The 24,425-nt window shown below is 59.7% G+C and carries 18 protein-coding genes and 3 pseudogenes; 14 read left to right on the top strand and 7 right to left on the bottom strand.

Going from position 1 to position 24,425, the window contains the following annotated elements:
- Positions 1–4 precede the first annotated feature (4 nt).
- Positions 5–2,132, top strand: a pseudogene (gene sctV, locus ACG873_RS02755) (type III secretion system export apparatus subunit SctV).
- The gene (locus ACG873_RS02750; protein WP_394890321.1) at positions 2,129–2,671 is read left to right on the top strand and encodes a tetratricopeptide repeat protein; all 543 of its coding nucleotides are present in this window, start codon (positions 2,129–2,131) and stop codon (positions 2,669–2,671) included. Before sctV ends, ACG873_RS02750 begins: the two are co-directional and overlap by 4 nt.
- Positions 2,672–2,792: 121 nt before the next feature.
- Here the strand turns inward: ACG873_RS02750 and ACG873_RS32565 are convergent.
- Positions 2,793–2,890: pseudogene (locus tag ACG873_RS32565) on the bottom strand (cytochrome c peroxidase); the annotation flags it as partial.
- 214 nt (positions 2,891–3,104) lie between these two features.
- A complete protein-coding gene (locus tag ACG873_RS02745; RefSeq protein WP_394890320.1) occupies positions 3,105–3,800 on the bottom strand; it encodes a transposase in 696 nt (231 codons plus the stop codon).
- Between the two features lie 1,996 nt (positions 3,801–5,796).
- On the opposite strand from ACG873_RS02745, the gene ACG873_RS02740 reads away from it, so the two are divergent.
- The 5 genes from ACG873_RS02740 (at position 5,797) to ACG873_RS02720 (ending at position 9,954) form a co-directional block, all read left to right on the top strand.
- On the top strand, positions 5,797–6,387 hold the full coding sequence (locus ACG873_RS02740) for a NodA family N-acyltransferase (RefSeq protein WP_394890319.1): 591 nt from the start codon (positions 5,797–5,799) through the stop codon (positions 6,385–6,387).
- A 232-nt stretch (positions 6,388–6,619) separates the two neighbouring features.
- A complete protein-coding gene (locus tag ACG873_RS02735) occupies positions 6,620–6,901 on the top strand; it encodes a phosphopantetheine-binding protein (RefSeq protein WP_394890318.1) in 282 nt (93 codons plus the stop codon).
- On the top strand, positions 6,902–8,110 hold the full coding sequence (locus tag ACG873_RS02730) for a beta-ketoacyl-[acyl-carrier-protein] synthase family protein (protein WP_394890317.1): 1,209 nt from the start codon (positions 6,902–6,904) through the stop codon (positions 8,108–8,110).
- Positions 8,111–8,437: 327 nt separating this feature from the next.
- A complete protein-coding gene (gene fabG / locus ACG873_RS02725; protein WP_394890316.1) occupies positions 8,438–9,175 on the top strand; it encodes a 3-oxoacyl-[acyl-carrier-protein] reductase in 738 nt (245 codons plus the stop codon).
- 368 nt (positions 9,176–9,543) lie between these two features.
- Entirely contained in the window at positions 9,544–9,954 is a 411-nt protein-coding gene (locus ACG873_RS02720) for a winged helix-turn-helix transcriptional regulator (RefSeq protein WP_394890314.1), read from the top strand.
- A gap of 167 nt (positions 9,955–10,121) precedes the next feature.
- Here the strand turns inward: ACG873_RS02720 and ACG873_RS02715 are convergent.
- Positions 10,122–10,362: pseudogene (locus ACG873_RS02715) on the bottom strand (DDE-type integrase/transposase/recombinase); the annotation flags it as partial.
- 133 nt (positions 10,363–10,495) lie between these two features.
- On the opposite strand from ACG873_RS02715, the gene ACG873_RS02710 reads away from it, so the two are divergent.
- From ACG873_RS02710 to ACG873_RS02700, 3 genes are read left to right on the top strand one after another with little or no spacing between them, the layout of a single operon-like run.
- Positions 10,496–10,675 (top strand): hypothetical protein, encoded by a 180-nt coding sequence (locus tag ACG873_RS02710; protein ID WP_394890313.1) that lies wholly within the window; start codon positions 10,496–10,498, stop codon positions 10,673–10,675.
- Positions 10,676–11,464 (top strand): DNA primase small subunit domain-containing protein, encoded by a 789-nt coding sequence (locus tag ACG873_RS02705; RefSeq protein ID WP_394890312.1) that lies wholly within the window; start codon positions 10,676–10,678, stop codon positions 11,462–11,464.
- A 36-nt stretch (positions 11,465–11,500) separates the two neighbouring features.
- Positions 11,501–12,085: a hypothetical protein gene (locus tag ACG873_RS02700; protein WP_394890310.1), complete on the top strand. Its 585-nt coding sequence runs from the start codon at positions 11,501–11,503 to the stop codon at positions 12,083–12,085.
- 1,308 nt (positions 12,086–13,393) lie between these two features.
- On the opposite strand, the gene ACG873_RS02695 is transcribed toward ACG873_RS02700, so the two are convergent.
- The 3 genes from ACG873_RS02695 to ACG873_RS02685 form a co-directional block, all read right to left on the bottom strand.
- Positions 13,394–14,749 carry a hypothetical protein gene (locus ACG873_RS02695; protein ID WP_394890308.1) on the bottom strand — a complete coding sequence of 452 codons (1,356 nt, stop codon included), beginning with the start codon at positions 14,747–14,749 and terminating at the stop codon, positions 13,394–13,396.
- 722 nt (positions 14,750–15,471) lie between these two features.
- The gene (locus tag ACG873_RS02690; RefSeq protein ID WP_394890306.1) at positions 15,472–16,602 is read right to left on the bottom strand and encodes a DUF418 domain-containing protein; all 1,131 of its coding nucleotides are present in this window, start codon (positions 16,600–16,602) and stop codon (positions 15,472–15,474) included.
- Between the two features lie 580 nt (positions 16,603–17,182).
- A complete protein-coding gene (locus ACG873_RS02685) occupies positions 17,183–17,479 on the bottom strand; it encodes a hypothetical protein (protein WP_394890304.1) in 297 nt (98 codons plus the stop codon).
- 75 nt (positions 17,480–17,554) lie between these two features.
- Here ACG873_RS02685 and ACG873_RS02680 point away from each other — a divergent pair, with 75 nt between their 5' ends.
- The 4 genes from ACG873_RS02680 (at position 17,555) to ACG873_RS02665 (ending at position 22,321) form a co-directional block, all read left to right on the top strand.
- Positions 17,555–17,851 carry a transposase gene (locus ACG873_RS02680; protein WP_394890302.1) on the top strand — a complete coding sequence of 99 codons (297 nt, stop codon included), beginning with the start codon at positions 17,555–17,557 and terminating at the stop codon, positions 17,849–17,851.
- Positions 17,845–18,393, top strand: a complete 549-nt coding sequence (locus ACG873_RS02675; RefSeq protein WP_394890300.1) for a hypothetical protein — start codon at positions 17,845–17,847, stop codon at positions 18,391–18,393. Before ACG873_RS02680 ends, ACG873_RS02675 begins: the two co-directional genes overlap by 7 nt.
- A complete protein-coding gene (locus tag ACG873_RS02670; protein ID WP_394890298.1) occupies positions 18,353–20,677 on the top strand; it encodes a PAS domain-containing sensor histidine kinase in 2,325 nt (774 codons plus the stop codon). The genes ACG873_RS02675 and ACG873_RS02670 overlap by 41 nt, the downstream gene beginning before the upstream one ends.
- A gap of 903 nt (positions 20,678–21,580) precedes the next feature.
- Positions 21,581–22,321: a glycoside hydrolase family 16 protein gene (locus tag ACG873_RS02665; RefSeq protein WP_394890296.1), complete on the top strand. Its 741-nt coding sequence runs from the start codon at positions 21,581–21,583 to the stop codon at positions 22,319–22,321.
- A gap of 42 nt (positions 22,322–22,363) precedes the next feature.
- On the opposite strand, the gene ACG873_RS02660 is transcribed toward ACG873_RS02665, so the two are convergent.
- A complete protein-coding gene (locus ACG873_RS02660; protein WP_394890295.1) occupies positions 22,364–24,283 on the bottom strand; it encodes an acyltransferase family protein in 1,920 nt (639 codons plus the stop codon).
- Positions 24,284–24,425: the final 142 nt, after the last annotated feature.

Raw genomic sequence — 24,425 nt, 5'->3', positions numbered from 1 at the left:
CTCGATGGTCAACGTCCTCCGTAACTTCATCAAGCGTGCGCCGGCCAACCCGGACTTAATGGTCGCGTTGATCCTGCTTATGGCTATCGCCATGATGATCTTTCCTATCCCGGTCGTGGTGGTCGACGCGCTGATAGGATTCAACATGGGGCTGGCCATCCTGCTGATGATGGTTGCCCTGTATGTCAGTACCCCACTTGATCTTTCCTCTTTGCCCGGCGTCATTTTGCTTTCCACGGTATTCCGCCTGGCGCTCACGATCGCAACGACGCGGCTGATCCTGGCCGAGGGGGACGCAGGCAGCATCATCCATACGTTCGGCGATTTTGTAATCTCAGGCAACATCGTGGTGGGTTTTGTCATATTTCTGATCGTGACCATGGTGCAATTCATGGTCCTGGCTAAGGGCGCCGAACGCGTAGCAGAAGTGGCGGCGCGCTTCACGCTCGACGCTCTGCCAGGTAAGCAAATGGCGGTCGACGCAGAATTACGCAACGGCCACATCGATGCCGACGAATCTCGCAGGCGGCGCGCCGCATTGGAGAAGGAGAGCCAACTTTACGGCGCGATGGATGGTGCGATGAAATTTGTGAAGGGCGATTCCATCGCCGGACTTGTGGTTATCTTCATCAACATGGTGGGTGGAATTTCGATCGGCCTGCTCTCGAAGGGCATGTCCTTCGGCGAGGTGCTGCATCACTATACGTTGCTAACGATAGGCGATGCGTTGATATCGCAGATTCCGGCTCTGCTGCTCTCAATTACAGCGGCGACCATCGTGACTCGTGTTACCGGGACGGCCAAGGTCAACCTTGGTACCGAAATAGTCAATCAGCTCACGGCCAGTACGCGAGCATTGCGGCTGGCAGCTTGCGTCTTGGTAGTAATGGGGTTCGTTCCTGGCTTCCCTCTGCCCGTCTTTCTGATTTTGGCCGCAGTCTTCGCCGCGATAAGCCTTGTCAAGGGAGATGTGCTGGGCGCTGCCAATATCGATGGGACAAGTGCAGCTGCAGTAGAGACTCAAAAGCAACCCGCGCAGGAATGTCCGATCGCTTTCTTCCTTGCGCCAAACCTGATGCATGCTATCGAGCAAGTCGAATTGCGGCAGCACATTGCACGTGTTTCTCAACTGATTTCAGCCGATCTAGGCATTGTCGTTCCCCACATCCCAGTCTCGGTCGACCAGCAGTTGCCCGAGTCCCAATTCCGGATAGATGTTGAGGGGGTTCCAGTCGAACAGAATATGATAGATCCGGGCCAGCTAACGCTCAAAGACGATGAGGCGAGCATTGAATCGAGCGGTATCTCCATTCGGCGTGATCCAAAAACGGACAGAATCTTGGCGGAACAAAGCGATGCGCCAGCTCTCAAGGGCGCCGGCAACGAGTATTACGGTCCCGGCGAAGTTCTCGCGTTGCGCGTTCATGCAACGTTAACCCGCTACGCGCCGCGTTTGGTCGGCATCCAAGAGACCCGCCAATTGCTAGGCCGAATGGAGCAGGAATACTCTGAACTGGTGAAGGAGGTGCTGCGCACGACGCCAATCCCTCGGATTGCCGATGTCCTGCGCCGCCTGCTGGATGAAGGTATCCCGATCCGCCATACCCGCCTCCTCTTGGAGGCATTGGCCGAATGGAGCGAACGTGAGCAAAACGTCGCCCTGCTCACGGAATATGTTCGTTCTGGTTTGAAGCGGCAGATCTGTCATCGCTATGCCAACACAGGGGGCATCGTGCCCGCCTTGATTGTTGAACGTGAGAGTGAGGACGTGATGCGTCATGCGGTTCGAGATTCTGGCTGCAGGCCCCTACCTCGCACTGGAGGATCGGCAAAGCGAAGCGCTGCTGTTACAGATGCGTCAGACCCTTTCGAACACAACGCCGGGTCAGACCCGCCCTATCGTTTTAACTTCAATGGATGTGCGACGCTTCGTCCGCGGCTTTCTTACCCGAAACGGGATCGATCTTGCCGTGCTGTCTTATCAAGACCTCGCCTCCGACTTTACAATTCAGCCCGCTGGATCCATCAGACTCCCCCAGGATTTGACAGTGGAGCGTTGGAGCAAACGCAATATCGCCTTGGCAACGACTGAATGTCGTAGCACCTCAATGACAATTTGGAACCAAACATGAATCCACACGAGAACACACATCCATCATTTAGGCTGTTTCGTCGTTACTCACTTCTTTTCGCTGTACTTGCCATTCTGCCTCTCGGCGGTTGTGCTACGAACAAGTCCGCTCTTTCAGTGAAGGAGACGTCGTCCCCGGAGTTGCTCAGCGCCAATCAAATAGATCCGGCTATGCGCGAACGCATACTGCACGCGGTCGGTCAGGATGCTCAAGAGCGGTCATTGCGGGATGAGCTGAAGCAGCACCCGGACAATGTCGATGCGGCGATCCGCCTTACGAATGCCTTGGTGGCGCAGAAGCGCCCGCATGACGCGCTTCAGGTCGTCGACAGCATCTTACTTGCTGCGCCAGGGAATTTGCGTGCATTGAACGCGAAAGGCGTAATCTTGGACATTGAGGGGCGGCATGACGCGGCACAGGTGCTGTATCGGCAAGCTCTCGAAACCGAGCCAGGGAATGAGATGGTGCACCACAATTTCAATCTGTCGCGTGCCCTTGCTGGGAAGTCCGAACCGAGAACGGTGACACGATCGCGGTAGCTGTCACGGGCATACGCGGCGTATCCCAGCGGTCGCCGCCTGCTGGGTTGTTTGAAGGCTGACGCGTGCAAGCATTAGACCGTGGTGAGGCGGCTCGCCCCACTTTCTGCCACCGGAATTACCGCTTACCTTTTGCGGCCCGATGGCCGATCGAAGTTCAAGATTGTCGTCGCCCCCGCTCGCTAAGTTGTGGCACGTGCTGCAAGAGATGACGCCCGCCCCGTCGCAGTCCTTCCCTGATGTTTCCCAATCCGCTCGCGTCGGCAGATACTTGAGGATTATCAAAGCTCGATTAGCACAGAAGCTGGTTGGTCTCGATGCAAGGCAACGTGAGAATGCGCTCGAATCGACTCTCCACAGGAGGCCGACGGTCGGTTGCGCGCGGCCAGATATGCCGCCGCTCCGATCTGCTATTCAGCGGACTCTTGAAACGCTATTGCAGCCCCAACTTCTTCTTTAATTCCGCGTTCTCCTTGCGCAGACGTTCCGCGAGCAGGCTCTTCAGTCGCTTGTTTTCTTCCTCGAGCGCAACCAGATCCTTCAGATCGTCACTTTGTGATGCAGGCGCAGCGATCTTCTTCCAGTGATAATAGGTCTGTTCCGATATGCTGGCCTGCTTTACCACGCTTTTGACCGGTGCGCCGCCACTGATGGATTTCTCGATCTGAGCGAGCTTCTGGGCGCGATCCCTTTCAGAGTAGATCCTCCGCCTCCGGCCGGTCCGCACGGCCGCTGCTGGTGGTTCCTCCGCCTTGGACGCCGTGCTGGCGCCATTCTTCCGAGCAGGCGGCCTAGGCTCAGCCTTTGTGTTCCACGATCGTGGCGCTTTCTTCTTCGTGCCAGGCCTCTCCCCTTTGGCTGTCGGTTCGCTTGCAGTTGCTACTGATTCAGCTCCCTGGGGATCTGCCATGAGATGATCCGCTTGCGGTTTGTGCATGTGTTCCTCATCAAGGGTCACGACATTAGAGTCGGTAAGCCGACGATTTGGCAGCTCCATCTCCTTGAGCTCCCTCGTAGTCTCGGCCATTGCTGCGGAGAGATCGACATCGCTCCAGAGGGAACGACCCCGTTTTTGATAACTGCGTTTCTGTTTGACCTCCACAGTGAACGGTCGGGTCTGCCGCTTCATAGTTTCTCCTTGTTGGATACGACATGGGCAGGAAGTCGCGCTGACGACGGTTGAACGTCTGGCGCTTCCTCCGTTGCTCCGAGCTATATGGACGAGACCGCCCGGGAGCAAGCGGCGCGTGCTGGCGACGGATACCTGAAACTCACCGGTTCACATGAGAATGCAAGCTACGCCGTGCAGGACACGACCGACATGGTCGCGCTTCACTCAGGGCGCTTCCCCCGCAGGACGAGGCAGCGACAAGTTCCCTGACCCACCACGCGTTTCGCACCAAGCCCGGAGGAACCGGGAGAGGCGCCCAATAAACGTTGATCATCTGAAGCGCATCTACAGCCTGCTGTATCGAAACATCGCGACGCACGATGTCGCTCCGCGCCGACAACATTCGCCTTCTCGGGCCGTCACCTTTGCGTCCCCTCACCGGCCGCATTCATCGATTACGGCATGGATCGTTTCGGGGTTATGCATTAGCCAATAACAAACCGGCGTCGCTTGCCTCTGCTACCGATCATTTAGGTTTGGCGTCGTCGCACCCAATTTTTCCAAGGAAAAAGCGAGGTTGGTTCGATCCGACGCTGACCCGTGGGCGGGAGGCGGGGGCTTGGGCATACGAGCCGGTGCCGGACCGAACCGTCTCAGGCAACGCCGGTTATCTCGTCGGACATCGTGACAGCGGCGCGGCTAAATTGTGGCGACATAGAGTCATAGGATCACCAATTCCGACGCGCGCTTCGCAAACGTGACTGGACGTATTGGATTAACGCTGATGGCGGCTTGCTTAGCTGGATCTTGCGATTCGGTGGCGACAACGCGAACCGTGGCCGACGCAAGGATCGAGGCGCACTGATACAGATGGCCGCAGGATGGGGAACACCCGCAATGTTGATCCCGCTGCACGGGCCGAGGGCGCTACCGCGCGTGAGGACCATGTAGGATCGCCCGAACTTGCTCTCGGGCAAGTCCAAATCATTCGGCATCATGCATTGAGCCACACGGCCTTCTCAGGTCGAGATTTCGTCCTATGGACTCATCGTCTGTCCCATGCAGCCTGCTGTCTGCTGGCCGCCGCGCCAGCAAGTCCGTCCTCGCCTGTAGGGCTGCTTACACTCACGGGTTGGGTTTAGGTTGTTCGGTTAAGGCAGTGCGTCTGCCATGCTGAAAGAGACTGTGATTATGGGATCGTTCAGAGCGCGCAGAAGCACTCGATGACCGCGAGCGAGCATGCAATTACAACTTCACGCTGACATGCCGCCGAAGATGAGCCATTTGCGAAACTACTTTGGTTGCGTCCCCGCGTCGTTTGATATTTCCCGAACAAAGCTCCTCGTCCTCCTCCGAGCTCGACAGCGCGATTCGGTTCCCACATCTTCTAAATGTTTGGCGAAAGAGGATGGTCCTGCCGCTCGCGGCAATACCAATATGGATTTCTGCAGCTGCGTCCACTTGCAGTTAGCGCCCTACAGGAGCTGTTCGCGAGCTATTCGGTCTGCTTCACACCATGTCTGATAACGTGCCTGCTGCTCCGGCCGAAGGCGCTCATCTTCCCGTTCTACGGGTCCCTGCGTAGCCCGATGACGGTTGGAGCTCGGTACAGTCAGCGCCTTTTCTTCTTGTAAAGCGCGAGCCTGTTGAAGCTCGGTTGGGATACAAGTCAAGCCATTTCGATCGCATGCCTTCAGCTATCCAAAGCGTGGATGCGTCTGATCGAAACAATCGATTTTACCGGTTTTGCAGAACGTCGCATAGGAACAAGTCAAATAAATCCTCAAAGGAAGTTGTCGATGTTTGCGTTAGCTCCGAGGAGCACTTTCGGCTCCGCGGAGCATGTTCTGGTGCACGCCTTCCGCTGTACTGCGAACGTGAACCAAGCCGCATGTCCATTGCGGCTGGGTTCTTCGGTGGTGCCGCGCAAGCTACGTCGCGTCGGCTCGATGTGACAAGCTCTTCCTGCATAGACGCTTACTTCAAGAAACAGCAATAATGACGAGGTCTTTCCATGCGCTCTGACATACGGTGGCGGCTGTGCTGGGAAAATGATTTGCAACTGGCCGACCATGCCGAACTCTCCGACTTCTTCCGAAAGAGCTATGGACGGACTGGGGCCTTCCATACAAAGCCATTCGAAGGCGGCCGCAGTTGGGCCGGTGCGAGACCGGAATTCCGCGCAATCGGCTACGACGCGCACGGCGTAGCCGCTCATATGGGCATACTGCGCCGCTTCATCAAAGTTGGCGAGGTCGATCTATTGGTGGCTGAACTGGGGTTGTACGGGGTCCGTCCGGATCTTGAGGGATTCGGAATCAGCTTTTCACTGAGCGTTGTGTTTCCAGTGCTGCCGCAGCTTGGGGTTCCATTCGCTTTCGGCACGGTTCGGCACGCGATGCGCAACCATGTTGAGAGGCTCTGCCGAGGCGGTCTGGCGACCGTTGTGTCGGGCGTTCGCGTACGGTCGACCCTCCCAGATGTGCATCCCGACCTGCCGCCCACGCGCCTGGAGGACGTGCTCCTCTTGGTTTCGCCAATTGGACGCTCAATGGACGAGTGGCCGTCTGGCACCCTGATCGACCGAAACGGTCCGGAACTATGAAGCGGGCCAAGTGGTGCGCTGACGCTGACCTTGACGACGGTTCCAATCCATTTTTCCCAGGACCTTCTGCGTCACCGGCGCCTACGCCGCAGACCCGCCGGAACTCACCCGGCTCTTATGAGCATTGGGCTTTGTCGGTTGCACAAGCTTAATGGCTATTTTCGCCACGCGGCCCGTCTCAGGAGTCGAGCCGCGTTCCACGTCAAAACAAACTGAAATGGAAAGGAACACAATGGCTGATCAACTCACAACGGAAATCATTGCCATAATCAAGAAACGCATCGAAGCGGAGAGCGGCGAGGGCACGACTGCATCCATGGTCGGCGAAATAACGACTGAGACGGAAATGACCGAGCTCGGCATCGATTCACTGGGGTTAGCGGACGTGCTCTGGGACTTGGAGCAAGCCTACGACATTAAGATCGAAATGAACACGGCCGAGGCGTGGTCGGGTGTCCAGAATGTCGGCGGCATGGTGGAAGCCATGCGCGGCTTGCTTGCTAAGGTGGCTTGAATGGACAGGCGCGTCGTCATCACCGGAGTAGGCGGGCTGTGCGGACTAGGCACCGACGCCGCCTCCATTTGGACAGGGATGCGTGAAGGCCGCTCCGCCATCGGCCCGATTGTCAACGCAGAGCTTCATGAGCTGAAGGGCACGATTGGCGCCGAGATCAAGGCGCTGCCTGAGCACGACATTGACCGCAGGCAACTCGTCTCCATGGCCCGCTGCAGCCTGCTTGCCGTGCTTGCGGCGCACGAAGCCATGCGACAGGCCGGACTTTCCTGCTATGAAGGAAATGCCCATCGCTTCGGCGCGACAGTGGGCGTCGGCTTCGGTGGCTGGGACGCGACCGAAAAAGCCTACCGCGCCCTCCTTTTGGGCGGCGCGACCCGCATTGATCTCTTGACTGGCGTAAAGGCGATGCCGAGCGCAGCTGCCTGCCAAGTCAGCATGAGCCTCGGCCTGCGCGGGCCGGTCTTCGCCGCCACCTCCGCCTGCGCCTCGGCCAACCATGCGATCGCCTCGGCCGTCGACCAGATCAGGTCTGGCCGGGCCGACGTGATGCTTGCCGGAGGCAGCGACGCGCCATTCGTATTTATCGTGGTGAAGTCATGGGAAGCAATGCGCGTACTCGCTCCGGATACTTGCCGGCCCTTCTCCGCCGACAGGAGGGGCGTGGTGCTGGGCGAGGGTGCGGGCATGGCCGTGCTGGAAAGCTATGAGCATGCCACGGCGCGCGGCGCCACGATTCTTGCCGAGATCGCCGGCGTCGGCCTTTCCGCCGATGCCTTCCACATCGCCGCGCCGACTGTCGAGGGGCCGGAGGCGGCGATGCGCGCCTGCCTTGCCGATGCCGGGTTGAATGCCGAGGATGTGGAGTACCTAAACGCGCATGGCACCGGCACCAAGGCCAACGATGAAGTCGAAACGGCGGCGATCAGGCGTGTCTTCGGGGACCATGCTAATTCGCTGTCCGTCTCTTCCACCAAGTCTACCCACGGGCATTGCCTCGGTGGAGCGAGTGCGCTTGAAATGATTGCCTGTGTGATGGCGATCCAAGAGGGTGTTGTGCCGCCGACCGCCAATTATCGCGAGCCAGACCCCCTTTGCGATCTCGACGTCACCCCCAATGTTGCGCGCGAGCGCAAGGTGCGCGTGGCCATGAGCAACGCCTTTGCCATGGGCGGCCTGAACGCAGTTCTGGCATTCAAACAGGTGTAGAAGCCTTGCGAGATGCGTCCTGCCGTCACCCTCCCGTATCCAGATGCTAGCCGGATCACTCCATCGGTCAGTGACCGCCTCCTTGCTGAGGTAGGCTGAAGGCTGCATATCCTATGTAGTACTTAGGCCGAGACCGACCGCAGCAAGGGCCACTGGCTGCGCAATTCATCGAGCGGTTTTGGCTACACAGAGGATGACGTCGCAGCCAAGGTCTTGGCGCGCATCAGTCGCGGCGAGGAAGCTACCGCGCAACCGAGACTTCTGGCGCGGCAGTGCTTTAAGGCAACCGAATTGACCGGCCTGCACGATTTGAGAAGAGGATAGGAAATGTTCGAATTAACTGGCCGCAAGGCGCTCGTGACTGGCGCATCGGGAGGCATCGGCGAGAAGATCGCCAGGGTGCTGCACGCGCAAGGCGCCATCGTCGGCCTGCATGGCACGCGCGTCGAGAAGCTGGAGGCCCTGGCCGCCCAGCTCGGCGACCGAGTCAAGCTGTTTCCGGCCAACCTTTCCAATCGTGACGAGGTCAAGGCCCTCGGCCAGAAGGCAGAGGCTGAGCTCGAAGGCGTCGACATCCTGGTCAACAATGCCGGCATTACCAAGGACGGGCTGTTCGTGCGCATGGCTGATCTCGATTGGGACAGTCTGTTGGAGGTCAACCTCACTGCCGTGTTCCGGCTGACCCGCGAACTCACCCATCCGATGATGCGGCGCCGGCACGGCCGCATCATCAATATCACTTCGGTCTCAGGCGTCACCGGCAATGCTGGCCAGACGAACTACTCAGCCTCCAAGGCTGGCATGATCGGGTTTTCCAAGTCGCTGGCGCAGGAGATCGCCACCCGCAACATCACCGTCAATTGCGTCGCTCCAGGCTTCATTGAATCGGCTATGACCGACAAGCTCAATGACAAGCAGAAAGAGGCTATCATGGCGGCGATCCCGACACGGCGCATGGGCACCAGCGACGAAGTCGCTTCCGCGGTCGCCTACCTCGCTTCCAATGAAGCTGCCTATGTCACTGGCCAGACAATTCACGTGAATGGCGGCATGGCGATGATTTGAGCCGGGGCTTACCGGAGCCTACCTGTTCCAAAATGCCCCTTGCTGACCAACCGCGGTCCGCGACCTTCGCAACCACACTAGCTGGCACGCGCTCTGAGACCCATTCAGCATCACGAACGGGGCATCAACATTCGTGATCGAGCAGATAGCTCAGGTGAGCGGGCGGGATCACCCCTTGGCAGCGCGGCGCGGCCAAGCTGGCCGGAGGCGCCGGTAACGAAGATGTATCAGACATGTTGCTGGCTCCCAACCATTTCGACAAGTGCTCTCTTTGGGAGACCGGCACTTGATGTACGTGGATGGCGCCTTGTAAAGAAGGCAGTTTCAAATCAGGTACTTGCCTGCACCACGCCGTCCGGGAGAGCTCGATGAATGCCCGCACCGCCTCGACCCGCCAGAAGATCGAGATCTACCGCGCCGACGTGATGAGTGGCGGCATAGCCAACTGCCCGATCCGCGACGTGGTGCAGAACGTGTCGGGCAAATGGAGCGGGCTGCTGCTCATGGCCCTAGCAGAGCAACCCTACAGGTTCGGCGAACTACGGCGGCTCGTTCCGGATATCTCGCAACGCATGCTGACGCAGACTCTCCGCGACCTGCAGCGCGACGGTTACGTCCATCGCGACGTTTTCCCAACGACGCCGCCGAGCGTCGAATATTCATTGACCGACTCAGGGCGCTCGATCCATGCGGCCATGGAGCACCTGTTCCAGTGGGCCGAAGACAACCACGCCAGAGTGGTCGAGGCGCGCCGTAGCTTCGACAAAGAAAAATTCTGACTGGTTGCGCCAGACACAGCACGACTGTGGGGAGGCATCCAACGCAGGAGAAGCGCAGCGGGTTCCGCCGCAAAACTTGGCGCAGAGCGTGGATGACGTCTTCGCCTTGCCCGGTTACACAGCGACGATGGCGAACGGTCGACGAGTTGCATTGTCAGCATACCCCACCTTCGTTTGCGCATGATGTGGACCCATCTCGATCGCGGCAAGGATACCGGCCGCGGTCGCCTGCGACTTGCGGCTGAGCATGGCCTGGGGCGACGCTTGATGCGCCGATGATCCTGCTCGATACACGATTGTTCAAGTGCTGGCTTTGTCGGATGCGGATCGGTTTCAGCACTCGCTCCGATGGATCCTGCAGTCGGTTCTCAGGGTCGCAGGAACGGATGCCTCCCGGTTGGTCTGGCTGTGGAACCTATCACATTAGAAGCTGTTGATATGAGCTTCGTTCCTGTTGTTGGCAACAGGCAAAGCGGCAGATTGCCGGAAGTAACGGTACGTTCTTCCGTCGATCTACTCTCCACCTGATCGGGAGAGCTCGATGGCAGACGACAAGTCGAAGACTGCAAAACAGGACCGTGCCCGGGTGGCCACTAACCAGGATTACGAGGTTCGGGAATTCGCTGACAACATTTCACTGGCGCAGACGAAGCGCCTGATCGAGCGCCACGGCAACGATCGCGGGATGCTGGAGCGGGAAGCGCGAAAGCTGAGCCGCTGAATGCCTGAGGCAACGTTCGTATCAGCTTCGGACGTCCAGCGGTTCCTTCCTGGTGCAGTTATCCCAATATCGGAACAATTGAAGGCGTATTGGCGCAAGACGCACCGGCGGGCCCTTGTGCATCTCGGTAGTCGCCCACTGACGCTGGTGCGCGCAGCTCGTGGGCGCGCGTTCTTCCACACCGGAGGTTTTGCTGAGCTGCCCAATGCGGTGCACGCGCTGCGGATCGAGAAGCGTGAGGGCGGCGAAGGTCTGCGGCTTTGGGTGGATAGCCTCGACGGGCTGCTCGGCTTAGTCGATCTCGGCGTGGTTGAACTCCATCCATGGCAGGCGAAAATCGACGATATCGAATCCGCCGACCTGATCGTGTTTGACCTTGATCCGGGCGATGGGATCGAATGGCCCTTCGTCACGGAAACGGCTTTGGCCCTGAGGGACTTCCTCCAGCGACATGGACTTGAAAGCTGGCCGAAGACTTCAGGCGGAAAGGGCCTGCATCTCATGGTCCCCCCCAGGGAGCCGACTTCGCACGACGACGCTCGAAAGGCCTCCAGGCTGATTGCGGATGCCTTTGCCGCCAGAGACGAGCGCTACATCGTCAGCTCCGCGCCGGCGAAACGAAAGGATCATATCTTCATCGACTTTTTGCGGAATGGGCGCGGTACGACAGCCGTGGGCGCGTATTCGCCACGGGCTCGTCCGGGTTTTCCGGTATCCATGCCGGTAAGCTGGAGCGATGTTGCGGGCCGCGTCGAACCCGACGCCTTCAAGCTTGACAGCTTTCTCTAGCTGACCGGTAGCAGCGCCGTGCTGGGAGGATGACCCTTGGTTCGCAACGCAGGTTCCGGAGTGGCTGGACGTGGTTTCGTCGAGCCGATGATGGCGACGCTGGTCGACAAACCTCCGGAGGGTCCGGAGTGGTTGCACGAGATCAAATACGACGGCTACCGAACGCAGATCGTCATTGCAGGCAAAAGTGCCCGCGCGTTCACCCGCAGGGGATTGGATTGGACCAAGAAGTACAACCGTATCATCGAAGCGGCGCGCGAGCTCGGCCACGACTGCCACCTTGAAGGCGAGATGATTGTGCAAGACGCGAACGGCCGTCCGGACTTCAATGCTCTTCGATCCGACATCGAGAGCGGCGCTGGCGGGCGGCTGATCCTCTACACGTTCGATCTGTTGAGCCTGGACGGGCAGGACCTTCGAGCGAAGCCTTGCGAGGAACGCAGAGCTCTTCTTTCGGATCTACTCGGATCACCCCTGCCATCCTACCCGATCCATTCAGTGAGGCGCATGGCGGGTCAGGCAAGGAGTTCTTCGCGGCTGTCGAGCGGATGGACCTGGAGGGGATGGTCTCGAAAAAGCAAACCAGCCCGTACCGGAGCGGCTACACCAAGGCCTGGCTGAAGGTGAAGACGTTCTTGGAGAGCGAGTTCGTTGTCGTTGGCTACGACACCACGCCGGGAGGCGTCCGAAGCCTGCTGGTCGCGAGAGAGCAGGATGGCCAAATGATGTATGCCGGCCGGGTCATGGTCACGCTCCGCGGCCCCAAGCGGAAGCGATCTGGACACAGCTGGAGGAGCACCGAACCGACAAGCCCGCGATCCCCGAACTGCAGCATGGTGGGGAGGTGGAATGGTTCACGCCTGGAATGCGTGTTCGCGTCAGGCACCTTCGTGGCGAGGAGACATTGCGCCATGCAACGCTGCTCGGATTGGCTGGTTGACAGTTGTCAGCGCTATGGGCTTGCGTAGGGTGCAGTTCCAAGTACCGCTCCGATAGCTCCACCAGCCTATCGATTGCGCGCCTCGTGCAAGTGGGTGGGCTTCTTTTCCAAGGGATGTATGAGAAAGGAACCTTGAGGTCATTAAGCTGCCGCGCCACGACTGGTGCGGAAAAACGAAAAAGGGCTGCGCGTTGCCGCACCGGGGCCAACGACAACAGTGCCCACCGTCCTGATGCGCGATCGCTTCGAAAACAACGGCGGCTATGCTGCCTAGGTCAGCGTCGGTCTCGCTGATGCTGTTCCTTGTTCCGCCGCAGCCGCTGCCGTTTGCTCATTCTGCGTCCGACGTCCAACCCGTCCTGTCCACAGACGTTCTCGTCGATCCATCGGTATAGGAAGTCAACAGTCTTGCCACTCGTCAGCGCTTCAGCCATCACGGCAAGAATGGCTCCTAAGGCTATGAAACTCCTTGCGCTGGGGCGTTCAACACAAAAGACCCGCGCCTCCGGAGAGACGCGGGAGCGCAAATAGCCCGCCCGTATTAAATCCTCGAGGTGCAGGGGCGGCGAGCTTCCATCCAAGGATGGGAGAAGAAAACCTTGAGGCTTCAGAAACTGCTAGGCCGGCATCTTGCTCCCTGCCACGGCCAAGATCTGGGGGAATCCAAGGAACCCGCCGCTCGCAGTTGCCGAGACGAGCAGCGGGCTCTTGGCGCTCTAAGGGAGGGGACCCTTTGAAGCTTCACAAACAAGAAAACCGATACGTAGTTCCAATCAGAACGAAAAAATCCACCACCCCCGGTGAAGGGACGGCGGCCTATCGAGGGTGCGTCGGTCTAGCAAGGACTGAGTATTAACGCTGGAACAAATTCCAAGCCTTGCCGGTTTTTGGCTGCGCAACGATTGGTCACGCCTGGGCGAGATGCCCCGCAAGTATTAGCGCCGGCGCGATCGTTTCCGCATCATGTCACCAAAATGCGGTAGGAAGCGCTATTGGCGCAAATTTTGGACGCCGAGTTCCCTCCACATCCATTCGAAGTTGTAGGTCGCCATGGGATCGGCGGGGTCCGGCTGCCTGGCGGACTGGTTTTCGAGATGTTTGAGCCACTCGGCCACCTTCTGGCGACCGGCGGATGATTTCACGGCCTGTCGCGGGGTCTTGTTCCCAAGCATTCCGACAGGCTGATCAAGGGCTCCCCGATATTGGCGGTCCAGGAATTGGTGGACGATCTGTTCAGCGATTTCCGGCGGCACATCCGATGAAAGAGCTTCGCCGTCCTTGGCCGACCTATCGGCCATCATCTGCTGGACGGTGCGGATTTCGGTGAGCGGCTCGCGTACAAAATCACCGAGAGCGTGCCGGATGAGAGCCGTTCCTTTCTCCGCGCGCGCGGCGGAATTGGCCGACAGGTGCAGGAACCGCCCATTCAGCTCCACATTACCCAGCACGCGCTGACCGCTATCCATGGTAGTGTCGAAGGAAAGCGCACCGCTTTTTTTCGGTTGTCCTCTGCCCTTCGGCTGGTCCTCAAGCCAGTTCCAAAATTTTGCGTTCGCCTGCGACATTCCGGGAATGGCTTTCACCCGCGAGGCGATATCCTTCTGTGTCACGCCGCTTGCCAGCGGGAACCTGACATCGTGGAACAGGAGATCGTCGCCATCTGAGTTTTGCATCGGCGGCAATTCCATGGCGCGATCAAGCGCATCGAACAACCATGAGAGCGTAAACATGGGGGCGACCGTCTGAAGGTCTTCGTCCCGAATGGCGGGGAGCTTCTTTGCGTTCTTTTTCCCGAGTATCTGTTGCAGGCCTTCGAACAGCGCCTCCGAGGCCTGCGGCGTGAAGGGCAAAAGGCCGCCCGCGAAGATCTTCTTGCCCATGACCGGAACGATGCGGGCGGCGACCCTGTCCCATTGTTGCAGGGTCTTCGTTGCCGTTCCCTCGCTGACGGCGATAGGATCGCCGCCAAGGATCAGATCGCGCGCCATGAGCGATTTGCCCGGCACGATGTCGCTCACCTCGTAAAGGCTTATGACCGATCTCCGCAGCGCCTTCATGTAGGCTTTCGTTTGCGCGTTTTCCTTCCAGCCGCGCCGCTTGAGATACTCGTCGACAATATTGCCGCCCGCAACATCGAAGTTTCGCGTCAGGAAATCCTCGAAGGCACAGCCCCAAAGGGTCATTGCCCATTCGTCGCCGAGGATTTCGGCGACGTCCTCGAATTCCATGTCGCCAGCCTCGAGCACCGGGCCGAAGTGATCGTCGAATACCTGCTCGAAACAGCCGCGCCAATCATCGCGGGCGAGGAATTTCATCAGCCCCTTGAGATCATGGCTGGTCGGCATGGAATTTCTCCAGGTTGTGGCGGTGTTCAGCAACGATGTACGGGACCGTCGGGTCGTTGATACGAAAAGCCTCCCCCATTTCCGCGCGGCGCTTGCGGCCTGACAAGACACTTTCGGCGATTTCCTGCGTTTTTTTCGGGTGGATCGTCCTGCGCCGGCCTCGCATATGCAGCGGATGGCCAGAGCGGGCTGAGCGGTCGAGATCTCATCGCGCCATCAGGTGGTCTGCGGCCAGACGAAGTGGCATCTGAGCCAGGCGGCGGACGTCTCCGCACCGGAGGTCGTGTAGAGAGTAGGAAGATCGTGGCGGCGTTCCGCAGCCGAAACGGGTGGAGGTCGGCGGTCGCGCAGAAGATCGGTGCGGTGGAGACGGCCAGCGAATTTCTCAAGGCGCGTACCCGTACGGCAAAGAACGGCGAAGCGGGGCGATCTGACACGGCTTCTGGACAGGGCGCGGGAGCGCCGCTGCCGAAGGACAGCTTCTGATTTGCCAAACCGCCTAGCCTCGCCTCCCCTTTCCGGCGGGGGGCCGACAAAGACTGACCGCGAGTTAAGTTGATAATGCCGATGCGAAACCATCAGCGCCGGCGCGACCGTTTCGCGTCGACCTCACAAAGGTGGCAGGGTGGTAGGAAGTCCCCTCCCCTGCCGCGAACAAGCTTTGGATAAATCCCAGCTTTTTCTGTCCGTAATGTGATCGGGAGGCCGGGGCGTTGCGGTGCTCAGCGGATGTGACGCGCGAGATCTGTGATCCTATCCATCAGCACTTCCACCGGTCCTCGCTGGAAGACGCGGAGCCAAAGCACCGCGAATGTGCTTATAACCACGACGAAGCCAAAGAGCATGGACAGGCTCCTGCTTTCTGCAAACAACTCCATTCCCATAGTGTGGTTGAAATAGGCTATTCCCACGATGTGCAGGACATAGGCCGTCAAAGGCATCGAGCCGACCGCGATTATTGGCCAGACCAGTTTTCGCAGATGCGGGAGCGCATTCATAGCGAGCCAGCAAGCCGCAATGACAATCATTGCGCAACCGGTGTTGCCCAGGATCGAGAACGTCGTCTCGCTATGAGGTGCGGCAATCAAGGGCTCCAAGGACCAAAGGTAGCCAACGTCCGACCACCACCAGGCGGATTCCTGCAAAGCGACGGGTACACCAGGCAAACGCAGCGCGAGCCAGGATCCCCCATAGCTCAACACGGCCAGCGCGACCCCCGCTAGACCAAGGCGCCAATGCATTGCTTGCGTACTAAGGTCGAGGCGCGCAATGGCCATGCCTGCGATCACAAAAGGAACCCAGGTTAAAGCGGGATAATCGCCGCTGACCATGAGCTTGAACACCGGGTCGAAGGACGAGCCCTCGAAGGCAACCATTGACTCAAGGAGGAAGCGCACTTGCGGCAGAACTAATGCGGTCCCAGCAGCGAGCAAGCCGAGTTGCGGTGCGCTGAGCCGGTAGAGCGGCAGGACCAACAAGAAGCAGATTCCGTAGTATGTCAGGATGACCCGGACCGGCGTATCGAGGTAGGTCAGGATTGGGCCAAGCGCCAGCAAAACAAGGGCACGAATTGCGACTCTGGCAATGGCCTGTCTACCGGCTACCCCCGACTTCGGCGCCTTGCGACCGGTAATCAGGAGGATCGAAAAACCGGCCAATACGGCAAACAGGGCGGACGACCGCCCATGGGTTAGTTCCATCAGATTCCCGACCAGTCCTCCTTCTAGGGGGTTGGGACCGGCATGGGCGGCGTACATGCCGAAGACAGCCAGGCCCCGAGCAAGGTCGATGCCGACCAGCCGATTTACGGCCGACCCATCGCTCGCGTCCGCAATCGGCGCGTTCTTCGCCATGGTGGATTCCTTGCTTGGCTGTGTCGATTGCGGGGACGCGCGACAGGAGAGCCGGTCGGCTGCTGCCGTCGGCTCATCCTGAAGAGTACAAAGATCGTGCCAATCTCGCGGATCGAGCCGCGACGGAAGTTTATGCTTGCTGTTCAGCTCTTTAGCCTGCGGCAAACAACAGATCGGCTCACCAAGCCTGTGGCGCGGATCTGACGAACCCGACAAAAAGGTGTCGCGGGGCCGCCATTTTTGCAGGAATGGCGGACCCGGGAGATCCACTGGACCGGCGGCGGGAGGCTCAGCGACAGCGGATAATCCGTTCAGCACGCCGCGGCACCGCCAGTGACCGTCACCCCGGGGGTCAAGGCCAGGCCTTGAACCCCGGCGATAATCTGGTGGTGCGCCTAACCGGGATCGGCGGCGCACGGTTCGGATCGGAATTTCGACGGCGATCGCCCGGATCGCGAGCGGCAAACGCGCGCGTCAGTCAGCGACACGGTGCGATGTTCTGCTGCGGCTCGACCGGGTTGCTGCGGGTAGAATCAACCCGCAGCAACCTTACCCTAGGTCTACTGTAACCGGCCGATTGTTACCGCGGTGATTTTGCTTTTATGCGCGCGACGAGCTCTTCGTCGTCGACAAAGCTGTCGAGGAAGTCGTTCCACTCGTCGATCGAACGACGAGCATGGGCGAGCATCTGTGTCAGCTCGTCAACCCCCTGCTCAGTGAGAGCGGTGATTGCTTCGTCCGTGCCATCGTAGACGCTGATGATACTGCCGTAGGAGAGGTTGTCATCGTTGTTGACGATCGCCTGAAGGAGCTCAGGATCCTCTCCAAGCTTTTTCGCGACGTGGGCGATGGTGAAGACATCGGTGATCGTAGCCATCGTATCCCCACGGTCACGGCCGTCTTGCTGAAGTAGGCTGAAGGCTGTCCTAGTGCAAGCACTTGGAGTAGCCCTGTGACGAAACATGAGATTGAAGTGATCACCTCGGTCAAGCAGCGCCGCCGCTGGTCTCGGGAGGAGCAGGAGCGGCTGGTCGCGGCGACGTTTGGGGCTGGGGCCAGTGTTTTCGAGATCGCGCGATCGGCTGGCATTCATGTGAGTCAGCTTCCCGTGGCGCAAGGAACTCTGCCAGATCTCCCCGCCGTCCACGCCGCTACTCGTTCCCGTCCAAATCGTCGAGGCGCTGCCAGAGCTGCAATCGCCAGCGCAGCCACCGCCGATCTCCCACGCGCAAGAAGAGCAGCATGGTGACCATCGAGCTTGGCGGCGCCCGCCGCGTTCGGGTCGAGAGTGATATCGATAGCAAGGCGCTCGGCCGGATCCTGCAGGCGCAAGCTCCTTTAGCCAATCTGGCCGCTGTCGAGGAGAGCGCGACGGTTCTCGGCGGCCTGCGCCGACGCGGAGCTGGTCGGATCGATATAGCGTGCGATGTCATCGAGAGCGCACGCTGGCCTGAATTCTGCCCCATCGGTGCAGACCAAGGGCTGCAGGGCGGCGAAATTGCTGGTGTAACGTCATCAGGCAAACCCTTGCCTATGCTTCAGAATTTGAGGGGGCGCCCTCTCCCTCGTCCTGAGGGTGCGGCCCTGAGCCGCGAGCTTTTAGAGCTGTCCAAGGGGAGCCTCGAGGACGCACAGCAATTCTTTTGCCCTCGCCACTGGACAAGCCGAATCACCTCTGATTCTTTAGGGCAGATTCGGATGTGCGGCGTTGCCGGATCGTCAATGAAAAAAGATTTCGGGGAGCCAATCCATGGCGAAGACGGACGCGTGGGGCGCGCCCGGCGGCACTGATTTTGTCCGGCGCAAGGGTAACACCCTCGCCGGCAATGCGCGCATCATCGCCGAACCTGCCTACAGGCGGCTTCTCGCTGCAGAGCCTCTGTTGCGTCGGTCCATTCCCGCCCTGATCGTCATCTTCTTGCTCGTCGTGGCGGCCGCGCGCTTTCTTTCGCTGATAGCCTGGCAGGATGAAGTCGAGCGCAACGCCAAGGCCATCCTAAGCCTGGCAGCCGGCGAACTCGTCAACTCGATGATGGTGTCGGCGGCGGGCGGCGAACTCGACGACACAGCAAGCCGCGATCTGCTGGAACGCACCGTCCAGCACGGCGCGATGGGCAGCCGGCACGTGCTGGCGCTGACCGACGAGGCGTTCAGGATCGTCGCCGTCACACCTGAATCGACCGGCTGGCAAGGCAAGATGCTGGACGCCATCATGACCGGCGGCCAGCCGCTCTTCATGTTCGGCGAGCGCGCCGGGATCATGGAAGTGCGCATCGACGGCCGCGACTGGTACGCCGCAGTCAACCTGACGGAAGACCGCAAGGGCGCCGCCGCGGCGATGATCCCGCGCGATGCGGTATTCGCCGAATGGCGCAAGACGGTGTCGCTGAACGTCACGCTGTTCGTGCTGACCGCCGGCGTGCTGATCATCATCCTCTACGCCTATTTCACGCAGGCAGCCCGCGCCCAGGCCGCCGACCGCATCTATCTCGAAGCGCATCAGCGCATCGATCTGGCGCTGGTGCGCGGCCGCTGCGGCCTGTGGGACTGGGACATGGTGCGCGGCAAGATGTACTGGTCGCGCTCCATGTACGACATGCTCGGCTACAAGCCCTGCGACACCATGCTGTCCTTCGGCGAGGTCGACGACATCATCCATGAAGACGACGGCGACCTGTTCGAACTTGCTAACCGCATCGTGGCGCGCGAGATCGACCATATCGACCAGGTGTTCCGCATGCGCCATGCCGACGGCCGCTGGGTCTGGGTGCGGGCGCGGGCGCAGGTGATCGATCCGGAGGCGCCCGAAATCCAGCTGATCGGCATCGCCGTCGATGTGACCGAGCAGCGGCATCTGGCGCTTCGCTCCGAAGCCGCCGACATGAGGCTGAGAACCGCGATCGAGAACATCAACGAATCCTTCGTCCTGTGGGATTCGAAGCAGCGGCTAGTGATGTGCAACAGCAAATACCAGCAGGATAACGGCCTATTAGACCGCGACGTCGTGCCGGGGATCTCGCGCCAGGCGCTGGAAGAACGGATGATCGGCTTCGCATCGGAGCGGCGGCTGGCCAACGCCAACGGCCCGGGTGGCGGCGCGACCTATGAGCGGCAGCTGGCCGACGGACGCTGGCTTCAGGTCAACGAGTTGAAAACGCGCGACGGCGGCACCGTCTCGGTCGGCTCCGACATCACGCTCATCAAGCAGCATCAGGAAAAGCTGGTCGACAGCGAGCGGCGGCTGATGGCCACCATCCACGATCTCAGCCTGGCGCGGCGCGCCGAGGAAGAGCGGGCGCGCGAACTGGTCGAGCTCAACCGCAAATACATGCGCGAAACCGAGCGCGCCGAAGCCGCGAACCGCGCCAAGTCCGAATTCCTGGCCAATATGTCGCATGAGTTGCGCACGCCGCTCAACGCCATCATAGGCTTCTCGGAGCTGATGGAATCGGGCCTGTTCGGACCGCTCGGCTCCGACCGCTACGAGGAATACGCCAGCGACATCGCCAACAGCGGCAAATACCTGCTCGGCGTCATCAACGACATTCTCGACATGTCGAAGATCGAGGCGGGGCAGTTCTCGATGGAGCGCGAGGAGATCGACCTTTGTCCGCTGATCCGCGAAACCGTGCGCGTGGTCTCTCTACAGGCGGCGGAAAAGTCCATCGCGGTCGAGACGCAGATCGCCGAGTCGATGCGGCTCGTCGCCGACCGCCGGGCGATCAAGCAGATCGTCATCAACCTCCTGTCGAACGCGGTGAAATTCACCGGCCAGGGCGGCCACATCTCGGTCAGGGCGCGCAACGTTTCTGGCGCGCTGATGCTGACCATCGAAGATACAGGCTGCGGCATTCCCAAGGACGCGCTGGGCAAACTCGGCCGCCCGTTCGAGCAGGTGCAGAACCAGTTCTCCAAGAGCCATGCCGGCTCCGGCCTCGGCCTAGCGATTTCCAGGTCGCTTGCCGAACTGCACGGCGGCGCGCTGAAGATACGCTCGACCGAAGGCGTCGGCACCATCGTGTCGGTGCGCATACCCGTCCGCAAGGGCTCGGCGGCGACCAAGGCCGCCGCGTAGAGCGGCGTTTGCTTGACTGCACTGCCCCTCACCTGCGTCCTAAGCGAAGTCGGATCGGCGACATCCCCTCCCCGTAAGGACCAGGCTTGCCGTGCAGCGATCCTCCGCCTCTCTCACACACCCAATCGAGAAGAGCGTTCACTTCAGGGCCGGTCGCGGCTCTGCCGCGAAAACAAGCCGTCCAGCCCCATCCTCTCCTGCTGCTGAAAGGCGCGCCTACGCGCGGCGACTGGGTCGCCGGGCAACGCCCAGCTTGGGACCTTTTGAGCGGATCAGCGCAGCAGAGGCATCTGGTCAACCCGATCGCGTCGTTGACGGCAGCCAGACCAACGTGCAGCGATTGGTTCCTGCGAACGGCCACCTGCCTGCACGATCGCTCCCGGCGCGAACAATCGAATTGAACAGAACCATCGGCGCAACAAACGGCGGACGCGTCGAGGCTGATGACGAGGCCAGCATTGCCCATCCGATTTCGGGGAACGGCTTCTTGAGCCCGGTCCCGCTCCGGATTTGCGAAGGTCTTCATCGATGAGTGTTTGTGTTGATGCGGCCATACCGCTCATGGGCCCGCACACGCTCGGTGGATTGATTGAAGGGCCAGCCTGCAAGGGCTCGACATCTCGCTCTCGCCGAGCCATCTCGACGGGATTGGATGGAAGTTTTCGTAGACAACTGGCCGTGACGCCGCCAACGGTCATCCATGCTCTGCGTGACTGGCCTCCGACCCGATGATCACAGGGACGCGCCGCGGCCCTCTCCCACATGGTAGTCAGACTTTGGCCCATATTTTCTGTTGGCTGTCAGAGCAGTCGCCTTCAACCAGCGAACCCATTCTTGCACAGGAAGATTTCTATGAGGAAGATTCGATACGGAAAGCTCATTGGAGGTGGGTTCGGAATAGCCATGATTGCAATGGCAGGATTGGCCGTAGCGGAGCCTATGGGCAACGGCTCCTCTTTTGTGGAGGACTTCAGCCAATTGAGCAAACAACGCTGGTACATTTCCGACGGGTGGTCGAATGGCAACCATCAGAACTGCACCTGGTCGGCCGATCAGGTGAAGATCGTGCATGGAGCGCTGCACTTGTCCTTCGTTAAAAAACCGAGTGGGGACCGGCAATATGCCTGCGCTGAGATTCAAACAAAACAGCGGTTTGGTTATGGCGTTTACGAAGCCCGCATGAAAACAGCGCGGGGCTCCGGCTTCAACACCGCATTTTTCACTTACATTGGCCCAGCTGACAAACAGCCTTGGCACGAGATCGACTTCGAGGTTCTCGGCAAGAACACAGCGCAGGTTCAGCTCAATCAGTATATTGACGGAAAGGGCGGTAACGAAGAGTTGGTTGCCGTTCCGGGCGATGCGGATAGCGATTTCCACGACTATGCCTTCGTCTGGGAGAAGGGCCGATTGCGTTATTATGTCGACAATGAACTGGTGCAGACAGTAACGGATCCGGAAAAGCTGCCGACGCAGGCGATGAAAGTCTTCTTCAGTCTCTGGGCCAGCGACAACATGCCCTCATGGCTCGGAGCGTTCCGCGACCCAGACGGGAACGTTGACGCCTTCATCGACAGGGCTTCCTACACGGCGCCTGGCGATTCCTGCCAATATCCGGACTCTCTTGTCTGCAAGCTGAAATGATTGTCGCATCGAGGTGAGGTCGCGCGGCCGGAAGGCTTGATCCTAGTCCTTTGCCCGTGAGTGACCCGTCTGCGGTGTTGTGAGGACCGGGAACGGTGCTGTGGTATTTCCCGGCTGGTTCACAAGCGGGAAATAGGCGGCTACCGCTTGCCTGCTGCCCTCAGTCGAGAAATGCTCCGCGTCTTCGTATAAGTACCGGCCTCGCTCGCGATATGGACATACGATCCCCTCGCATAGCTGCAAAGGATCGATGAACGTCGCCGTCCCGGCAAGCTGCTTCAGTTCCGCGTTGATGGCGGGATCAAAGAATATCGTCCACTTGTCCACCGCGTCCGGGTCGTGGCTGCCCTTGCTGTAGGCGATGACTTGAACGCTGGTGGAGAACTGCGGAGACTGCCCGACAACGTAGATCTTGACGCCAAGCGGCGCCAGCATCGCGAGCGTGCTTTGAAGCTGATCCAAGCCGCGCGACTGGAGATCAGTCCACCGCGCGCTGAGGATCACGGTGCGGATATGCCGATCCTTGATGATCTTCAGCGCGTTTGCATTGAAGTCGGCGCAGAGCGGCCGTGCATAGGAATAGTAAGAGACGATCGGCGGGCAGCCCGCCGCCGTGTACTGGATGACCTTTGCCGGAATCAGCGACGACTTGGCTACGATGCCGGGAACATAGTGAGCTGCGAAGGAATCGCCCCACAGAAGGACCTCAGCTCCGTCGCCGTGGGTGATCGTGCAGTCCTCCGCGTTCCATTTGTGGTAGTCGGGATTGCTGTCCAGGAAACACTTTCCCCGGTTCCATTGCTCGTGCCTGGCGATCTTCTCTTCGACAAAGTCCTTCATGCGGCTGGGAAAGCCATCGCTAGCGACGCCGACGGCACCGGCCGCGGCAAAGATCGCGATCGCACCCACGCCACCGGCAAGGAGGCGTGGGGGCGAGATGGCGGGATGCGGTTTGCGGAATGGCTGCTCGACGAAGCGCCACGACAAGTATGCGAGGACAAAGCTGGCGACGATGATCGCTAGCGTCTGGGTAGCAGTCGGTTGGTCGAGTGATAGGTAACGCACAAACGAGACGATCGGCCAGTGGACGAGGTATAGCGAATAGGAAATGAGACCAATGGCCACGAACGGCCGCAGAGACAAAAGGGATGTCGCCATAGGCGGGACGGTCGACTTGCCGACATAGATCAGGAGCGCGCTGCCGAGACAGGGATAAAGCGCATTCAGGCCGGGGAACGATGTGGCCTCGTCAAACGCAAAGACCGCGAACGCAATCAATGAGAGGCCGATTATTCCGATCGCTTCGGCGAGCCAACGTGATCTCACCACCGGTATCCTTCCGAGCGCCAGCGTCGCCCCGATCAGCAATTCCCATGCGCGCGTCGGAAGGATGAAGAAGTTGGCGGTCGGGGCGGTGTAGGTCGCGTAGACGCTCAGCGCGAAGCTCGCCAGGATCGCCGGAAGCAGGACAAGCAGCCACCGCTTGCCGAGAAAGTGGTATATTACATAGGTCGCGATCGGCATGAACACATAATATTGTTCCTCGACCGAAAGCGACCAAGTGTGCAGCAACGGCCGGAATATCGCGTCGGCGGCGAAATACCCAGACTCCTTCCAGAAATAGATATTGGACGTGAAAACCGAAGCGGCCAGCAGGCTCTTCGAGAAATCGAGGAAGAACGAGGGAATAAACAGGACGTAGGCAAAAACGCAGGTGACGGCGACGGTCACGAACAGCGCCGGGAAAATACGCCGGACACGCTTTGCGTAGAAGCGCCAGATCGAGAAATTTCCGGTCTTGAGGTCATCAAGCAGACTGAGTCCGATCACATAACCAGAGATGACGAAGAAGACATCCACCCCGACGTAACCCCCTGAAAAGCCCGAGACGCCGGAATGAAAGAACAAAACGGGGAGTACGGCAAAGGCCCTCAAGCCATCGACGTCGGGACGATACTTCATTGAGACCTCAAAGACATGTAAGCAGGCATGGAGCGCCACCAGCCGGCGCCAGGGGGGCCGGAGGCAACAAGGCGAGACAGTTTAGTTCTGCCCCGACGCTGCCTTCCTCGCGCAGGGTGTAGTCCGAATCCCTGGTAACCTC

Source organism: Allomesorhizobium aridi (genome assembly GCF_043769475.1).
Taxonomy (GTDB): Bacteria; Pseudomonadota; Alphaproteobacteria; order Rhizobiales; family Rhizobiaceae; genus Allomesorhizobium.
Note: the sequence above shows the minus strand (reverse complement) of the source record. Positions and strands in the feature narration are given on the sequence as shown.